Here is a 24,841-nt window from a genome sequence, read left to right on the forward strand (position 1 = left end):
GGCGATGACCGTCGAACCCACGCGTCGCGACATGCTGGAAGGCGCAGCGGCGGTCGCCGTCGCTGCGCTTGCCGGGCCCGGTGCCGGACCGAGTCAGGCTTGGGCGGCGGCACCGGCAGATGGTCCGCGGCTCTGGTATCGGCAGCCCGCAGTCGCCTGGACCGAGGCGTTGCCGGTTGGCAATGGCCGGCTCGGCGCGATGGTGTTCGGCGGGACCGCCAGCGAGCGGTTGCAGCTGAACGAGGATACGCTGTGGACCGGGGGGCCGTATGATCCGGTCAACCCGGCGGCGCACGCGGCGCTGCCCGAGGTGCGGCGGTTGATCGACGCGGGCAAGTTCGCCGAGGCGCAGGCGCTCGCCAATGCGCAGGTCATGGGCCTGCCCAAGACTCAGATGGCGTACCAGCCGGTCGGCGACCTGATGCTGGAGATGCCCGGCGGGTCGGGGGCTGTCGGCGACTATGTCCGGCAGCTCGATCTCGATGCGGCGGTCGCGACCACCAGTTTCACGATGGGCGGCACGCGGTTTCGGCGCGATGTGTTCGCGTCGCCCGAGGATCAGGTGATCGCGGTGCACTTGGTCGGTGATCGGCCGTTCGACCTGCTGGTGGGGCTCCAGTCGCCGCAGCTTGGCGCGAGCGTCTCGATCGACGGTGCGACGGTGACGCTCGCCGGCCATAATGGCGAGCGGGCGGGGATTGCGGGGCGGTTGCGGTTCGTGGCGCGGGCGCGCGTTTCGACGGTGGGCGGTGTCGTCTCGAACGATGGCAACCGGGTTCGCATCACGGGAGCACGCACGGTCACGGTGCTGGTGGCGATGGCGACCAGCTATCGCCGGTTCGACGATGTTAGCGGCAATCCGGACGCCGCGACGCTTGCCACGCTCGATCGTGCCAGCCGTCGCGGTGTCGAGCGGATCCGCGCGGAGACGAGCGCCGCGCACCGTGCGCTGTTCCGTCGCGTGACGCTCGATCTCGGACGCACGGCGGCGGCGGACAAGCCGACCGACGAGCGCGTCCGTGCCAATCGCGCCGCCGCCGATCCGGCGCTGGCGACGCTGTATTTCGACTATGGCCGCTATCTGCTGATCGCGTCGTCGCGACCGGGGACGCAGCCGGCGAACCTCCAGGGTATCTGGAACGACGCGATCAAGCCGCCGTGGGAATCCAAATACACCGTCAATATCAATACCGAGATGAACTATTGGCCGGCGGAGGCGACCGCGCTGGCCGAGTGCACCGCGCCGCTGGTGCAGATGGTGCGCGAACTGGCCATCACGGGTGAGCGCACCGCGCGGACGATGTACGGTGCGCGCGGGTGGGTGTGTCATCACAACACCGATCTGTGGCGCGCGACGGCGCCGATCGACGGGGCGCAATGGGGGCTGTGGCCGACCGGCGGCGCGTGGTTGTGCACGCATTTATGGGATCGCTACGATTACGGGCGCGACCTCGATTATCTGCGGTCGGTCTATCCGCTGATGCGCGGGGCGGCGTTGTTCTTCCTCGATACGCTGCAGACCGATCCGGCGACCGGCGCGCTGGTGACCAACCCGTCGCTGTCGCCCGAGAACATCCATCCGGCGGGCGCATCGATCTGCGCGGGGCCGGCGATGGACATGCAGATCCTGCGCGATCTGTTCGATCAGGTCGGCCAGGCGGCGGCGTTGCTCAAGATCGACGCGCCGTTTGCGGCCGAAGTGGCGGCGGCGCGCGCGCGTTTGGCGCCCGATCATATCGGTGCACAGGGCCAGCTTCAAGAATGGCAGCGCGACTGGGACGCGGCGGCGCCCGAGCCGCACCACCGCCATGTCTCTCATCTCTACGGCCTGTTCCCGAGCGACCAGATCGATCTCGACCGCACGCCTGCGCTGGCACAGGCGGCGCGGCGGTCGCTCGAACTGCGCGGCGATGAATCGACCGGCTGGGCGACCGCGTGGCGTGCGAACCTGTGGGCGCGGCTGCGCGACGGCGATCACGCGCATCGCATCCTCGCGTTCCTGCTCGGTCCCGAGCGGACCTATCCCAATCTGTTCGACGCGCATCCGCCGTTCCAGATCGACGGCAATTTCGGCGGTACGCGCGCGATCGCAGAAATGCTGATGCAGAGCCGTGGCGACGAGATCCTGCTGCTGCCGGCGCTGCCGAGCGCTTGGCCCGCGGGGTCAGTTACGGGGCTGCGCGCGCGGGGGCGGTGTTCGGTCGATCTGCGCTGGCGGGAGGGCGAACTGGTCGAGGCGGTGGTTCGTAGCGAGATACCGGGGCGTCGCTTGATCCGGCTCGGCACGCGGCGGGTCGAGGTCGTGCTGACCCCGGGGAAAGCGGTGAGGCTTCGCGGCAACGGCCTCGTGCACGTGTGAACAAGCAAAAGGGGATTTCCGTGAAAGCGCTTCTCGTTGCACTCGGCACTGCGTTGATGCTGTCGACCGGCCCCGCTTCGGCGCAGGTCAAGACGCCCGGGCCGCCGCCGGTTGCTGGTGCGAAACCGGTGACTATCGAGCGGATCACCGTCCACTCACCCGCGGTCGAGGGCAATCTCGAAGGCGAGAGCCCGGACCGCGCGGTGCTCGTGGTCCTGCCGCCGAGCTATCGCGCCAACCCGACGCGGCGCTTTCCGGTGGTCTATGCCCTCCACGGCTATTCGATCGGCGCGGAGCAGTGGATCGGCGAGATCCACGTGCCGCAGACGATCGAGGGCGCGTTCGCGGAAGGCGCGCGTGAGATGATCGTCGTGATTCCCGACAGCAAGACCGCGCATAACGGCTCCTTCTATTCGAGTTCGGTGACGGTCGGCGATTTCGAGACGTTCGTCGCGCGCGATCTGGTCGGCTATGTCGACGGCCATTACCGGACGATCGCGGACCGCCGCAGCCGCGGGCTCGCGGGGCATTCGATGGGCGGCTACGGGACCGCGCGGATCGGCATGAAGCATCCCGAAACGTTCGGCGCGCTCTACATGATGAGCCCGTGCTGCCTCTCGACGCGCGCGCTCGGCACACCCGATGCGGCGACCGAGACGGCGATCCGCGCGCTGCGTTCGCCGGCGGACAGCGCGACCCTGTCATGGGGGCAGCGCGCGCAACTCGCGACGGCCGCGGCATGGTCGCCCAACCCCAAGGCGCCGCCGCTGTATCTCGACCTGCCGGTCAAGGACGGCGTGGCGCAGCCCGACGTGCTCGCGCGCTGGGCCGCCAATGCGCCGCTGGCGATGCTCGACCAATATGTCGGCAATCTGCGGCGCTACGCCGCGATCGGGATCGACGTAGGCGACCGCGACGGGCTGAAGGACGATGCCGGCAAGCTCCACGCCGCGCTCGACAGCTACGGGATCGCGAACAGCTTCGAGGTGTATCCGGGCGATCATACCAGCGGCGTCGCGGGGCGCGTGCAGGACACGATGATGCCGTTCTTCTCGCGCGCGCTGGCGTTCGGCAAATGAGGATCGCGGTGGCGGTTGCGCTGGGGCTGCTGGCGACCGCCGCGTCGGCGCAGGTGTGGCGATCGGACCAGGGCGACGGGAGCTTCCGCAATCCGGTGCTGTTCGCGGACTATCCCGATCCCGATATCATCCGCGTCGGCAGCGACTATTATTTCGCGACGACGACGTTCGCGAACACGCCCGGCATCACGATCCTGCACAGCCGCGATCTGGTCAACTGGACGCTCGCCTCGCACCTCGTCGAGCGGCTGGAGGGCAAGCCCGAATACGACCTGAAGGGCGGCAACGCGTACCGGCACGGGCTCTATGCCTCGTCCTTGCGCTATCACGCCGGCACCTATTATCTCGCCAATACGCCGGTCGGGCAGAAGACGCGGATCTGGTACGCCAAGGACGTGCGCGGGCCGTGGCGCTATCACGAACTGGAGCGCGAGGCGTTCGATCCGGGGCTGTTCATCGAGCCGGACGGGCGCGCGTACCTGGCGACCGCGAGCACCGCGGACGGCACGATCACGCTGCTGACGCTCGACAAGGACTTGGCGCACGTCACCGCGTCGCAGAAAGTGCATTATATCAAGGGCGCGGAGGGGTCGAAGATCATCCGGCGCGGTGCGTATTACTACCTCTTCAACGCGCTGCCGCCACGGCTGGGGCTGACCGTGTCGCGGTCGCGTAGCCTGTTCGGGCCGTGGGAAACGCGCGACCAGATCGACGACAAGACCGGTGGGCACCAGGGTGCGCTGGTCGACCTGCCCGATGGCCGCTGGTTCGGCTTCGTGATGGAGGATAGCGGCGCGATCGGGCGGATGACGAACCTCAGCCCGGTGTTCTGGCAGGACGACTGGCCGGTATGGGGGACGCGCGAGGCGCCCGGTCGCGTGCCGCGGCGTGCGGCGAAACCGATCCTGGGTGGGGCCTTCGCGGAGCCGGCGACGTCGGACGATTTCGGGAAGCCGAAGCTCGGGTTGCAGTGGCAGTGGAACCACAATCCTGAGCCTTCGCGCTGGTCCTTGTCCGAGCGGCCGGGGTGGCTGCGGTTGAAGCCGACGATCGCGACCGGGTTCTGGAGCGCGCGCAATACGCTGGTGCAGAAGGGACAGGGGCCGGCGAGCCGAGGCGAGGTGAAGCTCGACATCCGCCATCTGGCACCGGGGGATCGCTGCGGGTTTGGGACGTTCGGGCAGTTCAGCGGGAATATCACGGTGCAGGGCGCGGCGGGCGGCAAGGCGACGCTGGCGATGGAGGTGACCGAGGACACGGTCGCCGGTGCCCGGACCGAGGTTCGCGCCACCGCGCCTTTGCCGCGGACGGAAGCGCTGTGGTTGCGGACCGACATGGACTTTACGACCGACCGTGCGCGTGTGGCGTATAGCGTGGATGGACGGCGCTGGACCGGGCTGGGCGGCGACTTCCCGCTCGCGTTTGCGTGGCGGACGGGGACGTTCCAGGGGGAGCAGATTGCGGTGTTCTGCTATGCGCCGACGGCAAGCCGGGGGTGGCTGGATGTCGACCGGTTCACGCTTTCTGCGTTACCGCCGGGCAAGCCGGAGCGGGTGCGTTAGGGTCCTTTCACACCCTCCCGTTCGTGCTGAGCGAAGTCGAAGCACTGCCCTCAACGGGTGTTACGCCTGTGGAAAGGGACCCTTCGACTATGCTCAGGGCGAACGGGAGGGGGGCTTCTCATCCCTGTTTGCTGAGCGTGACGTCCGCCGAAGCTGCTGGTTAAGGTGTGCTGGCATTTGGACTGTCCACACCTCTCCGTTCGTGCTGAGCGAAGTCGCAGCACTGCTCTCAACGGGCGTTCACGCCTGTGGAAAAATACCCTTCGACTGCGCTCAGGGCGAACGGGAGAGGGGGCCTCTCCCATCGCTATTTGTAGAGCGCAGCGTCCGCCCAGATTGCAGGTTGGGGCGCGCCAGCATTCGCCGCCGCACCACTCCCCCGCGCCACAAGTTCGACGATCCGAACACCCGCGAGCTTCGCCTCCAGCGGTACCGCCGCCTCACCAAACCCCATCGGCCGGGACTTGGCGAGCAGGCGACCGTCGCCCCAGATTTCGAACACCGTCGTGCCCGAGCGCGGCTGGCCGGAATCGTTGATGCCGACCTTGGCGGCGAACCGCGCATAGCCCTGGTTGCGCACTTCGAGGCGGGAGTTTGCGAGCACGCCGATCCCCGTGTCGAAGTCGGTGCCGGCCACGCGCAACAGCTTGCCATACGGCGCGCGGTCGGCTTCGGCGCCGCCCCAGCCGCCATATTGCGGGTGCTCGCCGCCGCCGCGCGTGCCCGTCCACGGCGTGATCGACTGGTAGATCGTCGGATCCGGCTGCGGCACGACCACGCCGTCGGTCGCCGGATTGACGCGGCCGGTCTGCTCCGAAAGGTACAGCCCGCCCGGCAACCGCCGCTTGCCGGTCGCGCGGAAGATCAGCGTCTCGTGCGGCGCGAGCGTCACCGCGATCTCCTTGCGGAAGCTCTGCTCCTTCTTGGTCCAGAGGTCCTTCAGGCGCACATCGGCGGTCGGCAGCATCTTGAGCTGCTCGGCGGTCAGCACGGCCTTGGCGGGCGACGCGGTGCGGTTGGACAGTGCGACGCCCTTGCTGCCGTCCGCGAGCGTCTTGACGAAGGTCTGCACCTCCGACGAGTCATAGGCCAGCACCGCCTGGTTGCCCGCCGAATCCTGGTTCAGCGCAACGATGTCCGCGTTGCCGAAGATCGCGAGCAGGTCCGGTGTCAGTTTCCGGAGATCGTAGCCGATGATCAGCGGCGCGTTGAGCATCGCCCACAATGCGAAGTGCGAGCGTGCCTCCGCGCTGTGTACCGCGTCGAAATCGCCGGTGCCGACGAACAGCATGTCGGGGTCGTTCCACGATCCCGGATGCGCATAGAGCGCGCGGTGCGTGACGGTGTCGAGGTTGGTCAGCATTCGTGGCCAGACCGGCTGGATGTCGTCGCTGGTGCGCGATGTGTTGCCGACGTCCTTGCCCCAGGCGCGCACGTCGCCCGCGCCCCACAGGCACAGCGAATAGATATACGGGCGGTCGCCGGCGTGCGTGTGCAGCGCGGCGTGAACCTGTTCGTAGAGGCGGCGGATGCCGGCGATGTCTGATCCGCCGAGCGACTGCATGTCGACGAGGGGCGTGAGGGCTCGGTACAGGCCGGACTTCACGCGCGGTGCGTCCACCGGGAGGCCGCGCGCACCGCAGCCGTCGACCTTCAGGAAATCGAAGTTCCATTCGGCGAAGAACAGCGCGATGTCCTGGTCGACATGACCGTACAGCCCGACCTCGCGCTCGGCGACGCTGCCCTCGGGCTGGTTCTTGAAATCGGGGGTGTAGATCTGGCCGCAGGTGTTGCGGCCGATGTCCGAATAGATGCCGACCTTGAGACCCATCGCGTGGAGGCGGTCGGTGAACGGGCGGAAGCTGGTGTCCGCGCCGATCGCGGCGGACGGGAAGTGGCTGGTACGGATCAGCAGCCGGCCGTCGGGTTGGCGACGCTTCAGCCACCAGCCATCGTCGATATTGACGTAGCGATAGCCGATGTCGCGCAACTTGGTGTCGATCAGCGCCTGCGCCGAGGCGAGCACCTTCTCCTCGTCGACGTCGCTGTTGAAGGCGTTCCACGAACTCCAGCCCATCGGCGGCACGGCTGCCGAGCCGTCGGTGTTGGCGCTCCATTTGCCGGTCGGGGTCAGCGGATCCGCCAGTGCCGCGATCGGCGTGCAGAGCGCGACCAGCGCGGTGCCGAGCGTCGCGAGTGTCCGGACGCGGCTCACTTCGGCAGCTCCGCCGACTGGCGCGCGGTGAAGCTGGCGGTCTGCCCTGCGGCCCCCGTGCCGGGCTGTCCCGCGCCGACCGTCACGCGGTAGGTGCCGGCGGCCACCGAGCGCGCGCCGTCCAGCGCGACCGAGCTCAGATCGCGCGGCGACAGGTCGAACGTCAAACTGCGCGCTTCGCCGGGGCGGAGTGCGACGCGCTGGAACCCGCGCAGCGCGATCCGCGGGGTGCCGGGCCGGTCGGGGAAGTCGAGATAGAGTTGCGCGACCTCCTCGCCCGGCCGATCGCCTTGGTTGGTCAGTCGCGTGGTAACGCGCAGGCCGTTCTCCGCGCCGCCGCGGGAGGGCGTGACGGTCAGCGGCGCATAGCCGAACTTGGTGTAGCTGAGCCCGTGGCCGAACGGATAGACCGGCGTGCCCGCGAAATAGCGATAGGTGCGGCCCTTCATCGCGTAATCGCCGAACGGCGGCAGGTCGCCGACGCTGCGATAGAAGGTGAGCGGCAGGCGGCCCGACGGGTTGGTGCGTCCGGTCAGGATGTTGGCCGCAGCGGTGCCGCCGGTCTCGCCCGGATACCAGGCCTCCAGCACGGCCGCGGCGTTGTCCTTCGCCCAGGCGAGGTTGATCGCGCTGCCGTTCATCGTGACCAGCACGATCGGCTTGCCGGTGGCCTTGGCCTGTTCGAGCATAGCGATCTGGTCCGCGGGCAGGTCGAGCGTCGTCTTGTCGCCGCCCGAGAAGCCCGGCACCGTCACGCCGGTTTCTTCCGCCTCGAGGTCGGAGGTGAGGCCGACCACCGCGACCAGCACGTCGGCCGCGGCGGCGGCGCGACGAAGCTCGGCGGACGGTGCATCCGACACGCGCTTCCACACCAGGTCGATCCCGCTGCCCTCGGCGCGGATCGCATAACGCCTGCCGCGTTCGAGTTTCAGCGTCGTCATGCCGGGCAGGTCGTTCCAGCGTGCCTTGCGCCGGTCGGAGATCATCTTGCCGTCGAGCGTCAGCGTACCGCCCGACCCCGACAGGCCGACGCGGTAGGTGCCGCTTTCGGGGGGCACCAGGAAGCCGGTCCATTCGGTGCGGTGGACGTCGGTGACACGCGCCAGATCGAGGTTGCGATCGCCGACGTCGGGCTCGATGCGGGTCACCACCGGCTGCGCCTGATACTTGGCGGCGGCGACGAGCTTCTCGCGCGTGCCGCGGGCATATTGCGCGGGCATCGGCGTCGTCGGATTATAGTAGCGCGCGAGCAGGCCGGGCTTGCCGTCGGGTGTAAGCAGCGCGGACGTCGGCACGCGGTCGCCGTCCGTGACGGACTCGCCGAACGGCACGAGCGTGACCTGGCTCGCACCGAGCGCGGTCCGCAGCCCCTCCAGCACCGATACCGGCGCGCCCGAAAGCGGCGACGAATAATTGCCGCGCAGCACCCGCGTGGCATCGCCGAGCGGGCCGATCACGGCGAGCTTTACGCCGGGCTTGAGCGGCAGGATGCCGTCGTTCTTCAGCAGCACCATCGATCGCTCGGCCGCCGCCAGCGCCAGTCGCCGATGTTCGGGCGCACCGACCACGCTGGTTGGCAACGCTTTGGGGGCGCCGGCAAGTCCGCGCAGGTCGCCGTTGCGGTACCGCGCGGCGAACAGGCGGACGAGGCTTTGGTCGACGTCAGCCTCTGTGATCAGGTCGCGGTTCAGCGCTTCGCGGTACCGGGTCTCCAGGCTCGCGGTATCGCCCAGCGTCTCGCCATTGCACTCGTTGTCGACGCCCGCGCGCATCGCGGCGGCGACCGCGGCGGCGCTGTCGGGGGCGTATTTATGGTTGTCGGCGATGTCCTTCACCGCGTCGCAATCGGACACGACATAGCCCTTGAAGCCCCATGCCCCGCGCAGATGCTCCTTGAGCAACAGGTCGCTGGCGCAGGCCGGCTGGCCGTCGATGCGGTTGTACGCGCACATCACCGAGCCTGCGTGCCCGTCGACAAGCGCCGCGCGGAACGCGGGGAGGTAGGTGTCCTCCAGATCGTGCGCGGAGATGTAGACGTTGGCCTGATGGCGCGTGCCCTCGGGGCCGCTGTGGACCGCGAAGTGCTTGGGCGTGGCGATCACCTGCGGGCGATCGGGATTGGGGCCCTGCATCCCGGTCACGAACGCAACGCCCATCGTCGCGGTCAGGAACGGATCCTCGCCATAGGTCTCCTGCCCGCGGCCCCAGCGCGGGTCGCGGAAGATGTTGATGTTGGGCGACCATGTGTCGAGCCCGGTGCCGATATGCCCGTTCCTGCCGGTCTCGCGGCCGAGCGTGTGCAACCCGCGCACCTCCGCGCTGATTGCGCCCGCGACGTCATGGACGATCGGCGCGTCGAAGCTTGCGGCGAGGCCGATCGGCTCGGGGAAATTGGTGGTCGCGAGCGGCCCCAGCGCGCCGTGCAGCGACTCGGTCCACCAGTTGTACGCGGGCACGCCGAGCCGCGGGATCGCGGGCGCGACGTTGAGCAACTGCGGCAATTTCTCGTCGAGCGTCATCCGCGACACCATCGTCCGCGCCATCTGCTCGGCGGGGTCGGGCGTCGTCCGCTGGCTCGGTGCAGCGGACGGCTCGCGCGCTATCGCCGGGGAGAATGCGAGCGCGAGCCCGGCCGTCGCCAGGGCTTTCGCCTTTATGGTCATGCGCATCGTCAGTCTCTCCCGTTGCGGCGCGCGTTGGCGGCCGTTCTTGTTCTTCGCACCCGTTCGGGGCTTATCGCGCCGGCAAGACCGGTACTTCGAACGTGCCGACGGGCAGCGGTGCGTCGTCGGCAAGGTTGGTCGCCGGGGCGTCGGCCCAGGCATAGCGGACGCGTGTGACGGGTTGGCCATCGCCGGGCAGCGTTACCTCGGACCCCGCGACCTTGCCCGCAACGTAGCGGCAGGTGCCGACCGCCGCGCCGCACAGTTCGAAGCCGATCGCCTGCGCGGCACTGCGGGCATGCAGCGCGCCCGTCACGCCGCTGAACCGCACCGTGACGCCGCCATCCGCACTACGCCGCGCATCCGCGACGGCAGGGCCGGACGGCGCGATTTTCTCGCCGTAGACCGCGGCGCGCATCACGCGCGCGAGCCTTTGCCCGACCTCGTGTTTCTCGCCGGGATGGATGTCGAGCGTATCGCCAAGGTCGAGTGCGACGGCGATACCGGCATGCTGGTCCGCCGCCGCGACGCGTCGCTGTGCATCGCGGACGTCACCCCAGCCGCTCTCGCTCGGCGCGATCGCCGGGCTGCCGTAATTGGCGAGCTGGACGATGCCGAACCCGGTTGCGGGTGTGCCGAAGCGGTGGCGCCAGTCGGCGATCAATGCGGTCATCCGGCGGTCGTAACCGGGGATGCCTGTGTCGGACTCGCCCTGGTACCAAGCCATCCCGGCGAACTTCGTGCTGCCCAGCGGCGCTATCATCGCGTTGTAGAGCGTGCCGGCGCCGTTGATGTCGTCCCACGGCACGCGCGGTGCGGCACCGGCGAGCCGCTTGGCGATCGCATAGCGCCAGCCGGTGCCGAGCGGCACGCTGGTCCCGTCGGCGAACGACAGCCGCATCGAATCCGCAGGGCCGGTCATCCCGCCATAGGCATAGACGTCGTCGTCGTTGACGGTGATCACGTTGCGCCCGGCCTTCAGGCTGCCCGCGGGCAGCGCGTAGACGCGCGATTGCGACGCGAGGCTGCTGCCACCGACGCCTACGCCGTTGACCCAGGTGCGGTCCGCGTCGTCGACCATGCCCAACACCAATGCCGCCGGGCCGCGTGCCTGCTCGGCGGTGAGCTGGACCTCGTGCTGGTACCAGATCATGCCGTTGTAATCGGCGAGTGCGGGCACGCCCCAGGTCTCGAAATTGGTCATTGCGGGCACCGGATGCCAGTCAAGCGCGGCATCCGGCTGCCACGGCTCGCGGCCGGCGGCGTCGCCCGAGCCGTCGCGCCACCAGCTTTCCCAGATCGTCGATGCCTGCCGGTTGGCGGCGGCGGGATCACGGGCATAGAGCGCGAGCAGGTCGGCGGGGGCGCCAAGCCCGGCCTGGCGCAGCGCGGTATCGCTCATCCACGCGCTGATCCGCGACCCGCCCCAGCTCGAATGCACTGCACCGATCGGTACGCCGGGCGTACGGCGCAGCGCCTGGACCATGTAGAAACACGCGGCGGAGAAGCTTGGCGCGGTGGTCGGGCCGGACACCGCCCAGCGGGGCTGTTCGGCAAACCGCGCGACCGGTGCGGCGGCGGAGACCTTGGCGATCGTCAGCAGGCGGAGCTTGTCGTCGACTTCCGGGTGCGCGTCCGGAAACAGACCCTGTCCCTGCTCGACGCGGAGTTCCATGTTGCTCTGGCCCGAACACAGGAACACGTCGCCGACCAAGATATCGCGTAGGACCGCCGCACCGCTGGGGGCGGCGATCGTCAGGTCGTACGGACCGCCGGCGGGGAGGGCGGGGAGGCTCGCCGAAAAGCTGCCGTCGCGCGCGGCCTTGGCGGTGACGCTGCGCCCGGCCAGCGTGATCATCACGGTCTCGCCGGCCGCGGCCTGCCCGGTCAGGACGATGGGCTGGCCGCGCTGGATCACCGCGTGATCGCCCATGACGCCGTCGAGGCGCGGAGACGCCGACGCGGCGGTCGCGCCGATGGTGAGGATCGCGCCGATGGCCAGGCACGCTGTGACGGTCCGCATACTATTCCCCTGACGGCTAGATCGGCTGGAGGCCGTGGCGTTTGATACGGTCGATGAGATCGCGGTGGCCGGGCAGGCTGCTCACCAGCCGCTGCGTCTGCACCTGATTGTCGTGCCGCGCGCGCCGAGCCAGCGCGACATCGTCGTCGATCGACCCCGGCATCACCGCGGTCCGCGCCCCCATGCCGTACAGCACGTACTGATAGCTCGCCGACGGGAAGACCTCCTCGGCGCGGTCGAATTCGTCATGGACCCAGGGCGACTGGAACCGCCACAGCTCCATCAGGCCTGCCAGCCGGTCGGGAATCGACTCCGGCCGGACATTGTCGCGCCAGAACGCGGTGTCGGTCCGCTTGGTCAGCGCATAATGCAGCTTGAGGAAATCGATGATCCGGCCCCAGCGATAGTGCGCCGTGTCGTTGAAGCGGTGCGCGACGACGTCCATCACTTCGCGACACGCGGGCATCTGCTCGGCGATCATCTTCGCCGACAGCTCGATCAGGACGATCGCGGAGGCCTCCAGCGGTTCGAGGAACCCCGCGGCGAGCCCGACCGCGACGCAGTTGCGCACCCAGAATTGTTCGCGGTGGCCGGCACGGATCGCCAGCCGGCGCGCGGTCAGGTCGCGCGCCGCGGGACCGATATAATCGCGCAATTCCTGCTCTGCGGCGTCCGCGCTGATGTGGCTGCTGGAGAAGACATGGCCGACCCCGCGCCGCGTCGGCAGGCCGATGTCCCAGATCCAGCCGGCCGACTGCGCGGTCGAGATCGTGTGGCTCGCGATCGGTGCGTCGGGCACGTCATAGGGCACCTGCATCGCCAGCGCGGTGTCGCAGAACAATATGTCGGTGCAACTGCGGAACGGCACCTTCATCGCGCCGCCGATCAGCAGCGCGGCGAACCCGGTGCAATCGATGAACAGGTCACCCGCGATCGAAACGCCCTGTTCGGTATCGAGGGTGGCGATGTCGCCGCTCTCGTCGAGATGCACCTCGGTGACGTCGGCCTTCACATGGCGGACGCCGAGCGTGTCGCAGCAATGCCGCTGGAGAAAGTGCGAGAACTTCCCTGCGTCGAGATGATACGCGTAGTTCGCATGGCCGTCATACTCGGGCGTCGCGATCGTCTTGGGGCCGAGCCCTTCGTCGCAGATCCGGCCCTGCGGCGTGACCGTGTCGCAGAACGTCGCGCTGCCCTCGTCCGCCAGCCAGTGCGGCGCAAGGTTCACCTGGCCGAAGTGCTGCGGGAGCATCAGCGGGTGGTAATAGCCGTCGTCCGGCGCACCGGTGGTCCACCGATTGAACCGCGCGCCCTGCTTGAACGACGCGTCGCACTGCCGGAACAGCTCGGTTTCTGACACGCCCATCTTCTTGAGCGTCGAACGCAGCGTCGGCCACGTCCCTTCGCCGACGCCGATCGTCGGCACGTTGGGCGATTCGACCAAAGTGACGGTGAATCCGTGCTGGCGCCGCGCCTGGTGCTTGGCCGCGATCACGCCCGCGGTCAGCCACCCTGCGGTGCCGCCGCCGACGATAACGATGTTCTGAATTTCGTGCATGGTGCAGCGTAATCGAAAAAAGGCGGAGCACGAACAGGTCGTGCTCCGCCAGTGGGAGGGGGATCAGAAGTGGAAGCGGACGCCCGCGGTGTAGCGGCGGCCGTAATCGAACACGTCGAGCAACTGGTTGTCGTAGCGCCCGTGCGTGCTCTGCTGGTTGTTGTTGACGTTCAACGCTTCGGCGAAGACGCTGACCTGCTTGTTGACGTCGTAGCTCGTCGACAGATCGACCTGGAAGCTCTGGTCGACGAAGGTCGGCTCCGACCCGAACGCGCCGGTATTCTGGTTCTGGCCGAACTGAAGCAGATACTTGTCGCGCCAGTTGAGCGCGGTGCGGAACTGGAACCCACCCTTGTCATAGAAGCCGACGAAGTTCGCCGAATTTGCCAACCCGGTGACCGCGAAGCCGGTCTGCGAGATGTTCTTGTCGTCATAGGGCCGGTTGGTGTTGACGAAGGTTGCGTTGGCCTGGAACCCGAAGCCCGAGTTACCGAACACCTGCTGCCACGCCAGTTCGACGCCACGGACGGTCGCGTTGGGTCCATTGACCTGCTGCGATACGGCGAAGCTCGCCAGAATGCCCGTCGTCGGATCGATCAGCCCGTTGATCGACTGCCGCGTCACGCCGCCGATGATGAAGTTGCTGACGTTCTTCAGGAAGAAGTCGACCGACAAATACGAGTTGCGCTGATAATACCATTCGGCGGCGACGTCGAAATTGTCCGCGAGATACGGCTTCAAATTCGGGTTGCCGCCGCTGGCCGTCAGGGCGCCGACGCGCTGGCCGTTGCCGACGTTCAGCACCGGGTTGAGTACGCTGAGGCTCGGGCGGGTCAGCGTACGTGACGCGTCGAAGCGCACCAGCAGCGTGTTGGTGATTTCCAGCTTCGCATCAAGGCTGGGCAACAGGTAGGAATACGAGCTGTTGGTCGTGTTCGGCACGATTGCGGTGTAGGTCGGGATGCCGAGCAACGACGGATCGGCGGTGCTCGTCGTGATCGAGGTCGGCAGGCGACCTTGCCCAGTCGCGCGCAGGTTCGTCGTTTCGTTGCGAACGCCCGCGTTCATCGTGAACGGCATGCCGCCGACGTCCGCCTTGAAGTTCGCGCTGAAGTAGAGCGACCAGGTCCGCTCGCGAACGTTCAGGACGCTGCCCGGATCGACCGCTTCGTCGAAATTACCGCGGAAGCCAAGCAGTCCATCGCCGCTCGTCGGGCTCGGGTAATTGAAGCCCGGGATGTTCTTGGCGTACGGATTGCCGAGGCTGGTCAGGTAGTTCTGATACGCGGTCGGGCTGAACACGAACACCGACGGTGGCAGGCTGCCGTTGAAACCGGGAATGAAGTTGTCGAGGCTGACCGAGCCTTGGTAGATATTCGCGGGGACCGGCGAAACGCCCGTCGTCCGTCCCGATGGTCCGCCATAACCGGCATAGGCCTGCCAGAAATTGTTGGTGAACGTGCTCTGGTTGCGGAAGTTGAACGTGTCCTGATAATATTGGCCACCGGCCTTGAGCGTCAAATTGTCCTGCTTCCAGGTGGCGTTGCCGCGGAACTGGGCGAGTTCATCGGTATTGTGCTGCGTCTGGTTGACCGTGACGTGCGTACCGATCACCGACTGATCGGCCCAGCGTGCGCCATCGCCGGCGGGACCGAAGTTGCTGATCGTCGGGAAGGCGTCGCTGCTCTTGCCGTCGACCTTGAAGCGTAGGACGTTGCCGAGCGCGTTGCCGTACCCGATGTCACCGTTCTTGCTGCCGATCACGTTGCCGGGGTTCAGCCAGCTTTTCGCATACGAGCCGTCTGCTTCCAGCGTCAGATTTTCCGTCACGTCATACTTGACGTTCAGGCCGGTCTGATTGGTCTGCAGGATCTGCTTGTTTTCCGCAGCCGTGAAATCGGTCGGGCTGCCGGCCTGCGTGAAGTCGACCGCCGTGCCGTTCTTGTCGAGCGTGACGTTGCGCAGGTCGCCTTGGCTGAACCACACGCCGAACGCGTAATTGTCCTGGTTGATGGTCTGGCGCGAGAAATTGTTGTCCAGCGTGACCATCAGGTCGTCGGTCGGATGATATTGGAACGCGACGCGCGCATCGACGCGCTCGTCCTTCACGCGCTGCTGTTCCGCGCCATATTGCTGCGGGAACCAGCCGGGCAGGTTCTGGCGGTTGTTGGGATTGGCGTAGTTTGCCGACTTCGGATCGCTCGTCGGCGCACAGTTTGCCGCCCCGGCGTTACCGGTCAGCTGGCACGGCGCGAAATTGCCGCCCGGCCAACCCGATACGTAGACGCGATTGGTCTCGGTATCGCGGCGCGTGTAGATCGCGTCGGCCAGCACGCCGAACGTCTCGTCATTGTTCGTGCTGCTGATGAGCAGGCCGGCGGTCGGCACGATCTTGCCTGCACGATCCTGGATCGAACCCGATCCGGTCGCGGCAAGGCGGAAACCGGGATGGTCGAACGGCTTGGGGAACGCGATATCGACCGTCGCGCCAATCGAGCTCGATGCGACCGTGACGTCGGGCGTCTTGAAGACGCTCAACTGGCCGATGAAATCGACGCCGACGGCGCTGAAATCGATCTGGCGATTGCCGGTTGCGGTCGAGATGCGGCGACCATCGTACAACGTGGTGTTGAAATCGCCGGCGAAACCGCGAACCGTGATGCCATTGGGCTCACCGCGCGAGCCGGAGCGCTGGATCGTCACGCCCGGTAGGCGCTGCAGCGACGCCGCGATGTTGGAATCCGGGAACTTGCCGATGTCTTCCGCCGAGATGACGTCGACGACGCCCGACGAGGTGCGCTTCAGGTCGAGGTTGCGCTGGAGCGATCCGCGCAGGCCGGTGACGATGATGTCGTCGCTCTGCGCTGTACCGCCCTGCACAGTGTTACCCTGCGACACGTCTGGCGCGGTCGCTGCGTCCTGCGGCTGTCCGGCCTCCGACGCGGTCGTGGTGTTCGCGGTCGTCGGCACGGCTGGCTGCGGCGCGGACGGCTGCGTGGTCGTGCTGTTCTGAAGATTGCCCTGATCCTGCGCCATTGCCGGGATCGACCACATCATCGCCAGTACGCTGGTCGCGCAGGCGAGTGCGCTCGATGGGTGGGCCAGTCCTCGAAAGCCGAAAGCGCGCGTAGTGGTGGTCACGGTCAAACATCCCCTCATGCGGCGCCGCACCGCCCTTCTTGTGAGAGGCGTTCACGACAAAACTGCTTCGACGATCGAATCATGCGCGTTTCCGCACCGTCTCGATCATCTACGGTAGCGCTCACAATACTCAGGCTAACAATCAATGCAAGCATTTGTATGAGTGGTCGCGGCGAGGCTTTGCAACCGGGGCGCCATGTGCGATCTCTTAGCCAAGAAGACTGTACGGAGAGAGATGGATGCCGATCTGGGAGATGCTGAGCCATGCGCAGCACGCGGCGTTGCGCGTGTCGCGCGCGCACGATGGCGAGCGGCAATTCGCGCAGATCGTCGCGGACGAATTTCTCCAAGCCGCCCCGTATTATGCGATTTTGTTCACGAAACACCCGGAAACCGGTGCCTTCTACGCAGGCGTCGTGATGGGCCTGGAGCCGGGCCGCAACCTGATGGCGGTGAAGGGGGCGTTGCTCGACTATCGACCCGCCGACCTCGAACGCCAGGGCTTCTACATCACCGACGGGCAACTGGTCGTCGACCGCGAACACGGTGTCTTTGCGGCGCCGGACGGCCAGCTTTTGTTCGACATGAACGGTGAGGCAGCGCTACCACTCAAGCGCATCCAGCAGGCGCTGCACGTCCTCCAGTCGGGCATTCCCGAGACCGACGCGCTGATCGGGCGTTTCCTCGCGCATCGCTTGCTCGAGCCGATCGACGTGACGATGAGCTTCGACGACGGCGAACATTTGACGCTCGAAGGGCTCTACACGATCAGCCTCGACGCGCTGCACGCATTGCCCGACGCCGCAGTGCTCGACCTGTTTCGCCGCGGCGACCTGCAACTCGCCTATGCGCAGGCCGGATCGATCCGCCATCTGCGGACGCTCGGCCGGATCCGGAACAACCGGCTGGCGGACATCGGCTGATGCTGCATGAGCCGCCCGCAGACGCATTGCGCGATCCGGAAATTTTCCAGGTCGAGGTGATGGCGCGGTGCGAGCCCGCGGTGCTGCGCGGCGCGGCGCGGGATTGGCCGATGCTGTCGGGCGCGACGACGCCGGGTGCGGCGCTCGACGGCGTGGTGGCGCAGCTTCGCCGCTTCGATAGCGGCAAGCTCGCGGAAGTGTTCGTCGGCAAGCCCGAGATCGGCGCACGCTATAATTACGACGCGACGCTCGCCGGGTTCAATTTCGACCGCAGTTCGGTGCCGTTCGGCGAGGCGCTGACGCGAATCCTCGACAGCGCGGCGGACCCCGGCCGGACCAGCATGTACATGGGGTCGATGACCGTGGAGACGTATTTCCCCGGTATCGAGGAGACCACCCGCCTGCCGTTCGTACCGCCCGCGGTGCGCCCCCGGTTCTGGGTCGGGCACGCCTCGACCGTCGCCTGCCATTACGACACGATGGACAATGTCGCGTGCGTCGCGGCGGGGCGGCGGCGCTTCACGCTGTTCCCGCCCGACGCGATCCGCGACCTGTATGTCGGACCGATCGACCACACGCTCGCCGGCCAGCCGATCAGCCTCGCGGTCGGCAGCGAGCCCGGCGACCCGCGCTTCCCCCGCTTCGAGAACGCCCGCGACCGCGCGCTGGTGGTCGAGCTGGAGCCCGGCGACGCGCTCTACGTGCCGAAACTCTGGTGGCATCAGGTCGAGGCGGTCGGCGACGTCAACGTCCTGGTCAATTTCTGGTGGGACGGGTTCAGCGCAGGACCGGACCAGCCCTACACCGCGATGCTGCTGTCGCTGCTGACGATCGCCGAACGCCCGCCGGCCGAGCGCGCAGCGTGGCGCGCGTGGTTCGATCACTACGTGTTCCGTCCCGACGGCCACCCGCTCGCGTTCCTCCCGCCCGAACGCCACGGCGTGCTCGGCGCGTCGAAGGAGACTTACGGGCGTATTCGAACACTGGTGATGCGCCTGCTACGCGGCGGTTGAGAGTGCGGGATAATGTACGGTCGTGTGGAGTTCGTACGTGCGATCGGCGACGAACTTCAGTCGCGGCAAGTGTTGCCCGTGCGGCGTCCACAGTTGCGATCACCTCCGCACTGTCGAGCGGCAAGGCGGTCTCCGCACGCATCACGATATGCGGCCACACCAAGCGCATCGACTGCATGGTCGACGGCCACCCGGTCTGGCGGGCACCAAGATCAGCATCGCCGACATCGACACCCCGAAGACCCACCCGCCGCGCTCCGCGCGCGAAGCACGGCTGGGGCAGGCGGAAACGCTGAAGATGCAGCCGCTGCTCAACGCCGGCCCCTTCACGCTGACCCCGATCAAGCGCGACGTCGACCGCTAAGGCCGCAAACTCCGCATCGTCGAGCGCGACGGGGTGTCACTGGGCGCGGTACCGGTCCGTCACGGACTCGCGCGGCACTATGGCGGCGGCAAGCGTTCGCCCCGGTGTGGAATGAATTAGCCTTCGGAGATGCACTAACCCGGCAAATAAAATTGCGGCGGCATAGGCCTATTAATTGGTCAACTTTGGGAATGTAGCAACAATGAAAACTGCTTTTTAAGCGATCCGCTCATTTGTTCATCCAGCGTGTCTTGATCTATTAGCTGTTTTACCCAAGATCGACCATGTCCACCTATTTCAGGAGCGTAATTCTCAATCTCGCCCTCCTGAAGTATGAGGACGCCATTCTTTGCTAAATGATCGATAAGCGAGCGAGCTTGTGATTGGTCATGGCCTTTTGGCAAAAGTCTCAGTCCGGTGGCTTTTAATGACCATGATTTACTTAAGCCCTCGGATATTTTCTTCACCGTTCTTATTATATTCGACCGTGATTGATCGTCGTCATCTTCTTGAACTAAATTAACCGCGTCACTAATCTTTGTGAGAGTTTCGGTGACTGGCGGAATTTTTATGGTTGTCGGAAGGCGATCCAAAAATGACTTATATCCTGAAATATCTATTTTAAGAAGGGAGCAGACCTCATCTATAATATTTCTACTCAGTAGAACGTCTATATCGAATACGCATTTTGCGCTGACGCCTAACGCAATCATGCTTCTTAATATTCCTGGCACCGCGCTCTTTCCGTAGCTTGGTATCCAGAATATCTCGTCCAAAGATAATGTTGGGCTTTTGCTGAGTGCCCATTTGAAAAACATTATATCCGCATCGGCTTCGCAAATTACAGTTGTGCTATAAAAAAGAGCATCTAGTGCATCTGTGTGAACTAAAAAGGGTTCTCGACCGAATGCCGCTACGGCTGAGCTATCAACGACATGATATTTTTTCGGTCTGGAATGGTCAAGATAAACGAACTGAACGTTGGCCGCCTCGGCGGACAGTGCTCCCTTAATAAGATCCGAACTGTGCGTGGCAATAATGGCCTGTCTGTTTTGGGAGGTGGCAAGTTCTGCTATTTCTTTGCCCAACCGGAAAGCTTGCGGAGGGTGAAGAAATGCTTCTGGCTCGTCAATCACGGTAACTGGGCGGGGATCGGCTGAAAAATTCAACAAGATTCCAACGTAAGAACGTATTCCATCACCAAAGGTCGATATTGGCAGCATATTTTGAATTATGTGCTGTTCATACTCTGCTGAAAGCCTTGGATGACTGGATATATTTCCTAAGTATGCAGTTGTATGACTACCGGTTCGATTAATCCGAACGTTTTTACCAAACGCGGCATTAACCTTGTCCGAGAAGTTATACTCCATATCCGGATCAAAAAAGAAAACATGATACGGATGAAGTACGGAGCCTTTGATAACGTCAGGTGAAATCGTTTGATTTGATAGTTGAATTCTATTTTCAGCGTTCAGAATTTTAATTAGGTAATCGGGGTGACCGAGTCTGTAGCTTTCGTAGAAATCAGTAGTGTATTGTTTTAGTACGGTGGCGCCAGTAACTACATCTTTTGCAAAAGAACTATTTTCGTCTATAAATCTATCTGACAAAAACCCTGTAAAATCCTGCTTCGATCCAAGATTACATTCTACCTTGTCAATCCATTTGCTCTTGTTGACTTCTGAAACATGATAATCAACAATTATCTCCCGAAGGAAAGTTGACTTTCCGCCGTTATTCGGCCCGACTACGAAAGTAGTAGAGCCGCTATTCAGCGAAATACTACTCCCGTCGCGAAGGTGAATTAAACTTATACTAGGAGAATATGAGGCATTTTTGCTCACTATTCAGCCGCCACGTCAGCCGTGGAGAACATATCTCGAACTTCGCTCAGGTCCACATTCGCGATCGGCCCCTTCTTCGCGGTCTGGCGCTTGTCGAACGAGTCCCAGACGTCGTTCCACTGGCCCTTGGTCGCGGCTTTCGAATACTCGGTGGCGCGCTGTTCGAAGAAGTTGGCGTGCTCGACGCCGTTGAGCATCGGGGCGAGCCAGGGCAGCGGGTGCTCGTCGATCATGTAGATCGGCTTCAGGCCGAGCTGCGTCATGCGCCAGTCGGCGATGAAGCGGATGTACTTCTTGATCTCCTTGGGGGTCATGCCGTTGACCGGGCCCATCTCGAAGGCGAGGTCGATGAAATTGTCCTCGAGGCGGATCGTCGTCTGGCAGACGTCGGCGATGTCGTCCTTGACCGCCTTGGTCAGGCACTGGCGCTCCTGACAGAAGGTGTGGAACATCTTGATGATGCCCTCGCAGTGGAGGCTCTCGTCGCGGATCGACCAGGTGACGATCTGGCCCATGCCCTTCATCTTGTTGAAGCGCGGGAAGTTCATCAGCATCGCGAACGACGCGAACAGCTGGACGCCCTCGGTGAAGCCGCCGAACATGGCCAGCGTGCGCGCGATGTCCTCGTCGTTGTCGACGGTGAACTGCTGCATGTAGTCATGCTTTTCCTTCATCTCGGCATATTCGAGGAAGGCGCCGTACTCGCTCTCGGGCATGCCGATAGTGTCGAGCAGATGGCTGTAGGCGGCGATGTGGACCGTCTCCATGTTGCTGAACGAGGTCAGCATCATCTTGATCTCGGTCGGCTTGAATACGCGGCCATACTTTTCGTGGTAGCAATCCTGCACCTCGACGTCGGCCTGCGTGAAGAAGCGGAAGATCTGCGTGAGCAGGTTGCGCTCGTGATCGCTGAGCTTCTGCGCCCAATCGCGGCAATCCTCGCCCAAGGGCACTTCCTCGGGGAGCCAGTGGAGCTGCTGCTGGCGCTTCCAGAACTCGAACGCCCAGGGGTATTCGAACGGCTTGTACTGCTTGGAGGCGTGAAGGAGGGACATGGGGTAAGCCTTTCGGGGAATTGGTTTTAAATCGGGAAACTGGGGAAATCAGGAGGGCGGCGTCATGTTTCCAGGCTCCACTGCCACATCGCGGCGGCGGACATCGCGAGAACGATCGCGGCCGAGGTCAGCATGATGCCGATCATGCGGAACGCGTAGGTCTGCTGCTCGGTGATGCTCGGGCTGCGCAAACGGAGCAGCATCGCGGTGCCGACGATTCCGAGCACGCCTGCGACCACGAACATGATAGCTGAACCATACGTCATGCGACCAACTCGCCCGGCGCGCGTTCAGCACCCGAACCCAACACAGGAGAACGACCATGGTCGATGCAACCAAGATCCAGGAACATGCCGAAGTCATCGGCGCTGACGGCGTCCATGTCGGTACCGTCGACAAGGTCGAAGGCAACCGCATCAAGCTGACCAAGAAGGACTCGGGCGCGCAGGTCGTCGAGGGCACGGGCAGCCATGAAGGGCATCATCACTTCATCTCGCTCGGGCTGGTCGCGGATATCGAGGACGGCAAGGTCCGGCTTTCCGCCAACGCCGACGTGGCGGTGACGTTCGAAGAAGAGGCCTGACGCGAACGCGGTGCGTATCGAACGCGCCGCATAGCCAGTCCGAACCCCGGTCTGCTTCGCGCGGGCCGGGGTTTTTTGCGTCAGGCGCCCCCCGGTCCGCGATTGACGGGCCGGGGTCACGCTTGAACGCCGAGAGGCCTTACTGGCAGGCAAGGCACTCATCGTAATCCTTCGACTCGACGTCGATCTGGCGCAGGTCGATGGTGTTGTCCGCCTCGACGCCGCCGGCGAAGCCCGCGCGCTGGACCGACTTCGAGCGGAGGTAATAGAGCGACTTGATGCCGAGCTCCCATGCGCGGAAGTGGAGCATCAGCAGGTCCCACTTCTCGACGTCGGCGGGGATGAACAGGTTCAGCGACTGCGCCTGGTCGATGTACGGCGTGCGATCGGCGGCGAGTTCGAGCAGCCAGCGCTGGTCGATCTCGAACGACGTCTTGTAGCAGTCCTTTTCCTCAACCGAGAGGAAGTCGAGATGCTGGACCGAACCGCCCTGTTCGAGGATCGAGTTCCAGACCGCGTCCGAGTTCTTCGACTTCTCGCTCAGCATCTTTTCGAGATACGGGTTCTTGATCGAGAAGCTGCCCGAGAGCGTCTTGTGCGTGTAGATGTTCGCCGGGATCGGCTCGATGCACGCCGACGTGCCGCCGCAGATGATCGAGATCGACGCGGTCGGTGCGATCGCCATCTTGCAGCTGAACCGCTCCATCGCGCCGACATCGGCGGCATCGGGGCAGGGGCCGCGCTCGATCGCGAGCTGCATCGAGGCTTCGTTGGCCTGGCTGCTGATGTGCTTGAACATCCGCAGGTTCCACGACTTCGCCATCGCACCCTCGAACGGGATACCGCGGGCCTGGAGGAAGCTGTGGAAGCCCATGACGCCGAGCCCGACCGAGCGCTCGCGGCCCGCGGAGTAGGCGGCGCGTTCCATGCCGGGTTCGTGGCGGTCGATGTAATCCTGCAGCACGTTGTCGAGGAAGCGCATGACGTCCTCGATCAGGCCCTTCTCGTCCTTCCACTGATCCCACGTCTCGAGGTTCAGCGACGACAGGCAGCACACGGCGGTACGCTCGTTGCCGAGATGATCCTTGCCGGTCGGCAGCGTGATCTCGGAGCACAGGTTCGAGGTCGAGACCTTAAGGCCCAACTCGCGGTGATGCTTGGGCATCGCCTTGTTCACGTGATCGGCGAAGACGATGTACGGCTCGCCGGTCTGGAGGCGGGTCTCGACGAGCTTCTGGAACAGCGAGCGCGCGTCGACGGTGGCGCGGATCGCCTGGTCCTTCGGCGAGCGGAGGTGCCATTCCTCGCCGTTGCGGACGGCTTCCATGAAGTCGTCGGTGATCAGCACGCCGTGGTGGAGGTTGAGCGCCTTGCGGTTGAAATCGCCCGAGGGTTTGCGGATTTCGAGGAATTCCTCGATCTCGGGATGCGAGACGTCGAGATAGACCGCGGCCGAACCGCGACGCAGCGAGCCCTGGCTGATCGCGAGCGTCAGTGAATCCATGACGCGGACGAACGGAATGATGCCGCTGGTCTTGCCGTTGAGGCCGACCGGCTCGCCGATGCCGCGGACGTTGCCCCAATAGGTGCCGATGCCGCCGCCGCGCGAGGCGAGCCAGACATTCTCGTTCCAGGTGTCGACGATCCCGCCGAGGCTGTCGGGGACCGAGTTGAGGTAGCACGAGATCGGCAGGCCGCGGCCGGTGCCGCCGTTCGAGAGAACGGGGGTGGCGGGCATGAACCAGAGCTTCGAGATCGCGTCGTACAGCCGCTGCGCGTGGCCGGCGTCGTCGGCGTAGGCCGACGCAACGCGGACGAACAGGTCCTGGTAGCTCTCGCCCGGGAGCAGGTAGCGATCCTTGAGCGTGTCCTTGCCGAATTCGGTCAGCAGCGCGTCGCGGCTATGATCGACCTCGACCGGGTAGATCTGCGCGCGCACGGAGTGGCTGTCCTGCGCCTGGCGGGGTGCCTTCGGAGCCTCGGCTTCGATGGTGGGGGCTGCTTGTTCGATCGTGTCTGTGGTCATGTCGCTATCCCGGCTGCTGTCTCTGAAATCCATCGAAACCGCTCCTAGTGTTCTGTATTCGTTCGAATCGGCGTCATGTCGCCATGCTACCATCGGGCGAGCTCAAACGGGAGAACAAAAAGTGACCATCGCGGCGGTGGAAGGCGCGCTTACGGTCATATCGCATATGGCTATGCGAGGGTTGTTCTACCAGCGATTGGGTCCGCCCCCGAACGCAACCCCAAGAGATTGTGCCAAAGCGCGAAGAGACGCAAGGGGGTGCGGGGGTGGTCGAGGGCTCGGTTCGTCGCGTTCGGGTGCGGGTTGGCCGAGCGGCATATTCGCGACGCGTGGACTTCTGCGGGGTTCGTGAAGCGCAAGGGGGCGAAGCGGGAACGAAAAATTATTTAAGCGCGGAAGGTGGCAAATGTTGCTTCGAGAAGAGCGAGTG

The 24,841-nt window shown here is 64.9% G+C and carries 16 protein-coding genes; 7 read left to right on the forward strand and 9 right to left on the reverse strand.

The features are described from left to right. Positions 1 to 4: 4 nt before the first annotated feature. Genes C8J42_RS01130 through C8J42_RS01140 form a run of 3 tightly spaced genes read left to right on the forward strand, consistent with a single transcriptional unit; the run spans position 5 to position 5,000 of the window. The gene (locus C8J42_RS01130) at positions 5 to 2,359 is read left to right on the forward strand and encodes a glycoside hydrolase family 95 protein (protein ID WP_133018620.1); all 2,355 of its coding nucleotides are present in this window, start codon (positions 5 to 7) and stop codon (positions 2,357 to 2,359) included. Between the two features lie 20 nt (positions 2,360 to 2,379). Further along, positions 2,380 to 3,438 carry an alpha/beta hydrolase-fold protein gene (locus C8J42_RS01135; protein ID WP_347812396.1) on the forward strand — a complete coding sequence of 353 codons (1,059 nt, stop codon included), beginning with the start codon at positions 2,380 to 2,382 and terminating at the stop codon, positions 3,436 to 3,438. After that, complete coding sequence (locus C8J42_RS01140; protein ID WP_133018621.1) at positions 3,435 to 5,000, forward strand: glycoside hydrolase 43 family protein; 1,566 nt, start codon at positions 3,435 to 3,437, stop codon at positions 4,998 to 5,000. The genes C8J42_RS01135 and C8J42_RS01140 overlap by 4 nt, the downstream gene beginning before the upstream one ends. A gap of 307 nt (positions 5,001 to 5,307) precedes the next feature. Here the strand turns inward: C8J42_RS01140 and C8J42_RS01145 are convergent, their stop codons facing one another. The 5 genes from C8J42_RS01145 to C8J42_RS01165 all read right to left on the reverse strand — a co-directional run bounded on the left by C8J42_RS01145 (position 5,308) and on the right by C8J42_RS01165 (position 16,516). Then, positions 5,308 to 7,215, reverse strand: a complete 1,908-nt coding sequence (locus tag C8J42_RS01145) for an NPCBM/NEW2 domain-containing protein (RefSeq protein WP_347812397.1) — start codon at positions 7,213 to 7,215, stop codon at positions 5,308 to 5,310. Then, a complete protein-coding gene (locus C8J42_RS01150) occupies positions 7,212 to 9,884 on the reverse strand; it encodes a glycoside hydrolase family 3 C-terminal domain-containing protein (RefSeq protein WP_133018622.1) in 2,673 nt (890 codons plus the stop codon). Before C8J42_RS01150 ends, C8J42_RS01145 begins: the two co-directional genes overlap by 4 nt. 64 nt (positions 9,885 to 9,948) lie before the next feature. Then, the gene (locus C8J42_RS01155) at positions 9,949 to 11,901 is read right to left on the reverse strand and encodes a sialate O-acetylesterase (RefSeq protein WP_133018623.1); all 1,953 of its coding nucleotides are present in this window, start codon (positions 11,899 to 11,901) and stop codon (positions 9,949 to 9,951) included. Between the two features lie 16 nt (positions 11,902 to 11,917). Continuing rightward, the gene (locus C8J42_RS01160; protein WP_133018624.1) at positions 11,918 to 13,459 is read right to left on the reverse strand and encodes a tryptophan halogenase family protein; all 1,542 of its coding nucleotides are present in this window, start codon (positions 13,457 to 13,459) and stop codon (positions 11,918 to 11,920) included. A gap of 63 nt (positions 13,460 to 13,522) precedes the next feature. Further along, positions 13,523 to 16,516, reverse strand: a complete 2,994-nt coding sequence (locus tag C8J42_RS01165; protein WP_207897066.1) for a TonB-dependent receptor — start codon at positions 16,514 to 16,516, stop codon at positions 13,523 to 13,525. A gap of 323 nt (positions 16,517 to 16,839) precedes the next feature. Between C8J42_RS01165 and C8J42_RS01170 the strand changes: the two genes are divergently transcribed. The 3 genes from C8J42_RS01170 (at position 16,840) to C8J42_RS01180 (ending at position 18,900) form a co-directional block, all read left to right on the forward strand. Further along, the gene (locus tag C8J42_RS01170; RefSeq protein WP_133018625.1) at positions 16,840 to 17,523 is read left to right on the forward strand and encodes a SapC family protein; all 684 of its coding nucleotides are present in this window, start codon (positions 16,840 to 16,842) and stop codon (positions 17,521 to 17,523) included. Beyond that, positions 17,523 to 18,536 (forward strand): cupin-like domain-containing protein, encoded by a 1,014-nt coding sequence (locus tag C8J42_RS01175; RefSeq protein ID WP_133018626.1) that lies wholly within the window; start codon positions 17,523 to 17,525, stop codon positions 18,534 to 18,536. The genes C8J42_RS01170 and C8J42_RS01175 overlap by 1 nt, the downstream gene beginning before the upstream one ends. Before the next feature lie 148 nt (positions 18,537 to 18,684). Then, positions 18,685 to 18,900, forward strand: coding sequence for a hypothetical protein (locus C8J42_RS01180; RefSeq protein ID WP_133018627.1), 216 nt, complete (start codon positions 18,685 to 18,687; stop codon positions 18,898 to 18,900). A 179-nt stretch (positions 18,901 to 19,079) separates the two neighbouring features. On the opposite strand, the gene C8J42_RS01185 is transcribed toward C8J42_RS01180, so the two are convergent. The 3 genes from C8J42_RS01185 to C8J42_RS01195 form a co-directional block, all read right to left on the reverse strand. Next, positions 19,080 to 20,747, reverse strand: a complete 1,668-nt coding sequence (locus C8J42_RS01185) for an AAA family ATPase (protein ID WP_165895398.1) — start codon at positions 20,745 to 20,747, stop codon at positions 19,080 to 19,082. Next, positions 20,747 to 21,802, reverse strand: coding sequence for a ribonucleotide-diphosphate reductase subunit beta (locus tag C8J42_RS01190; protein ID WP_133018629.1), 1,056 nt, complete (start codon positions 21,800 to 21,802; stop codon positions 20,747 to 20,749). The genes C8J42_RS01185 and C8J42_RS01190 overlap by 1 nt, the downstream gene beginning before the upstream one ends. A 62-nt stretch (positions 21,803 to 21,864) precedes the next feature. Next, positions 21,865 to 22,068 carry a hypothetical protein gene (locus tag C8J42_RS01195; RefSeq protein WP_133018630.1) on the reverse strand — a complete coding sequence of 68 codons (204 nt, stop codon included), beginning with the start codon at positions 22,066 to 22,068 and terminating at the stop codon, positions 21,865 to 21,867. 56 nt (positions 22,069 to 22,124) lie between these two features. On the opposite strand from C8J42_RS01195, the gene C8J42_RS01200 reads away from it, so the two are divergent. Next, entirely contained in the window at positions 22,125 to 22,385 is a 261-nt protein-coding gene (locus C8J42_RS01200) for a DUF2171 domain-containing protein (protein WP_056055125.1), read from the forward strand. A 139-nt stretch (positions 22,386 to 22,524) separates the two neighbouring features. Here the strand turns inward: C8J42_RS01200 and C8J42_RS01205 are convergent, their stop codons facing one another. Beyond that, positions 22,525 to 24,444: a ribonucleoside-diphosphate reductase subunit alpha gene (locus C8J42_RS01205; RefSeq protein WP_133018631.1), complete on the reverse strand. Its 1,920-nt coding sequence runs from the start codon at positions 24,442 to 24,444 to the stop codon at positions 22,525 to 22,527. Positions 24,445 to 24,841: the final 397 nt, after the last annotated feature.

This window comes from Sphingomonas sp. PP-CE-1A-559 (assembly GCF_004340965.1).
In the GTDB taxonomy this organism is placed as follows: domain Bacteria; phylum Pseudomonadota; class Alphaproteobacteria; order Sphingomonadales; family Sphingomonadaceae; genus Sphingomonas.

What these genes read in the sequence shown, in the direction of transcription:
- C8J42_RS01130 (WP_133018620.1), top strand. Translation starts at nt 5, where the DNA reads ATGACCGTCGAACCCACGCGTCGCGACATGCTGGAAGGCGCAGCGGCG.
- C8J42_RS01140 (WP_133018621.1), top strand. Translation starts at nt 3,435, where the DNA reads ATGAGGATCGCGGTGGCGGTTGCGCTGGGGCTGCTGGCGACCGCCGCG.
- C8J42_RS01150 (WP_133018622.1), bottom strand. Translation starts at nt 9,884, where the DNA reads ATGCGCATGACCATAAAGGCGAAAGCCCTGGCGACGGCCGGGCTCGCG.
- C8J42_RS01155 (WP_133018623.1), bottom strand. Translation starts at nt 11,901, where the DNA reads ATGCGGACCGTCACAGCGTGCCTGGCCATCGGCGCGATCCTCACCATC.
- C8J42_RS01160 (WP_133018624.1), bottom strand. Translation starts at nt 13,459, where the DNA reads ATGCACGAAATTCAGAACATCGTTATCGTCGGCGGCGGCACCGCAGGG.
- C8J42_RS01165 (WP_207897066.1), bottom strand. Translation starts at nt 16,516, where the DNA reads ATGATGTGGTCGATCCCGGCAATGGCGCAGGATCAGGGCAATCTTCAG.
- C8J42_RS01170 (WP_133018625.1), top strand. Translation starts at nt 16,840, where the DNA reads ATGCCGATCTGGGAGATGCTGAGCCATGCGCAGCACGCGGCGTTGCGC.
- C8J42_RS01175 (WP_133018626.1), top strand. Translation starts at nt 17,523, where the DNA reads ATGCTGCATGAGCCGCCCGCAGACGCATTGCGCGATCCGGAAATTTTC.
- C8J42_RS01180 (WP_133018627.1), top strand. Translation starts at nt 18,685, where the DNA reads ATGCGGCCACACCAAGCGCATCGACTGCATGGTCGACGGCCACCCGGT.
- C8J42_RS01190 (WP_133018629.1), bottom strand. Translation starts at nt 21,802, where the DNA reads ATGTCCCTCCTTCACGCCTCCAAGCAGTACAAGCCGTTCGAATACCCC.
- C8J42_RS01195 (WP_133018630.1), bottom strand. Translation starts at nt 22,068, where the DNA reads ATGACGTATGGTTCAGCTATCATGTTCGTGGTCGCAGGCGTGCTCGGA.
- C8J42_RS01200 (WP_056055125.1), top strand. Translation starts at nt 22,125, where the DNA reads ATGGTCGATGCAACCAAGATCCAGGAACATGCCGAAGTCATCGGCGCT.
- C8J42_RS01205 (WP_133018631.1), bottom strand. Translation starts at nt 24,444, where the DNA reads ATGGATTTCAGAGACAGCAGCCGGGATAGCGACATGACCACAGACACG.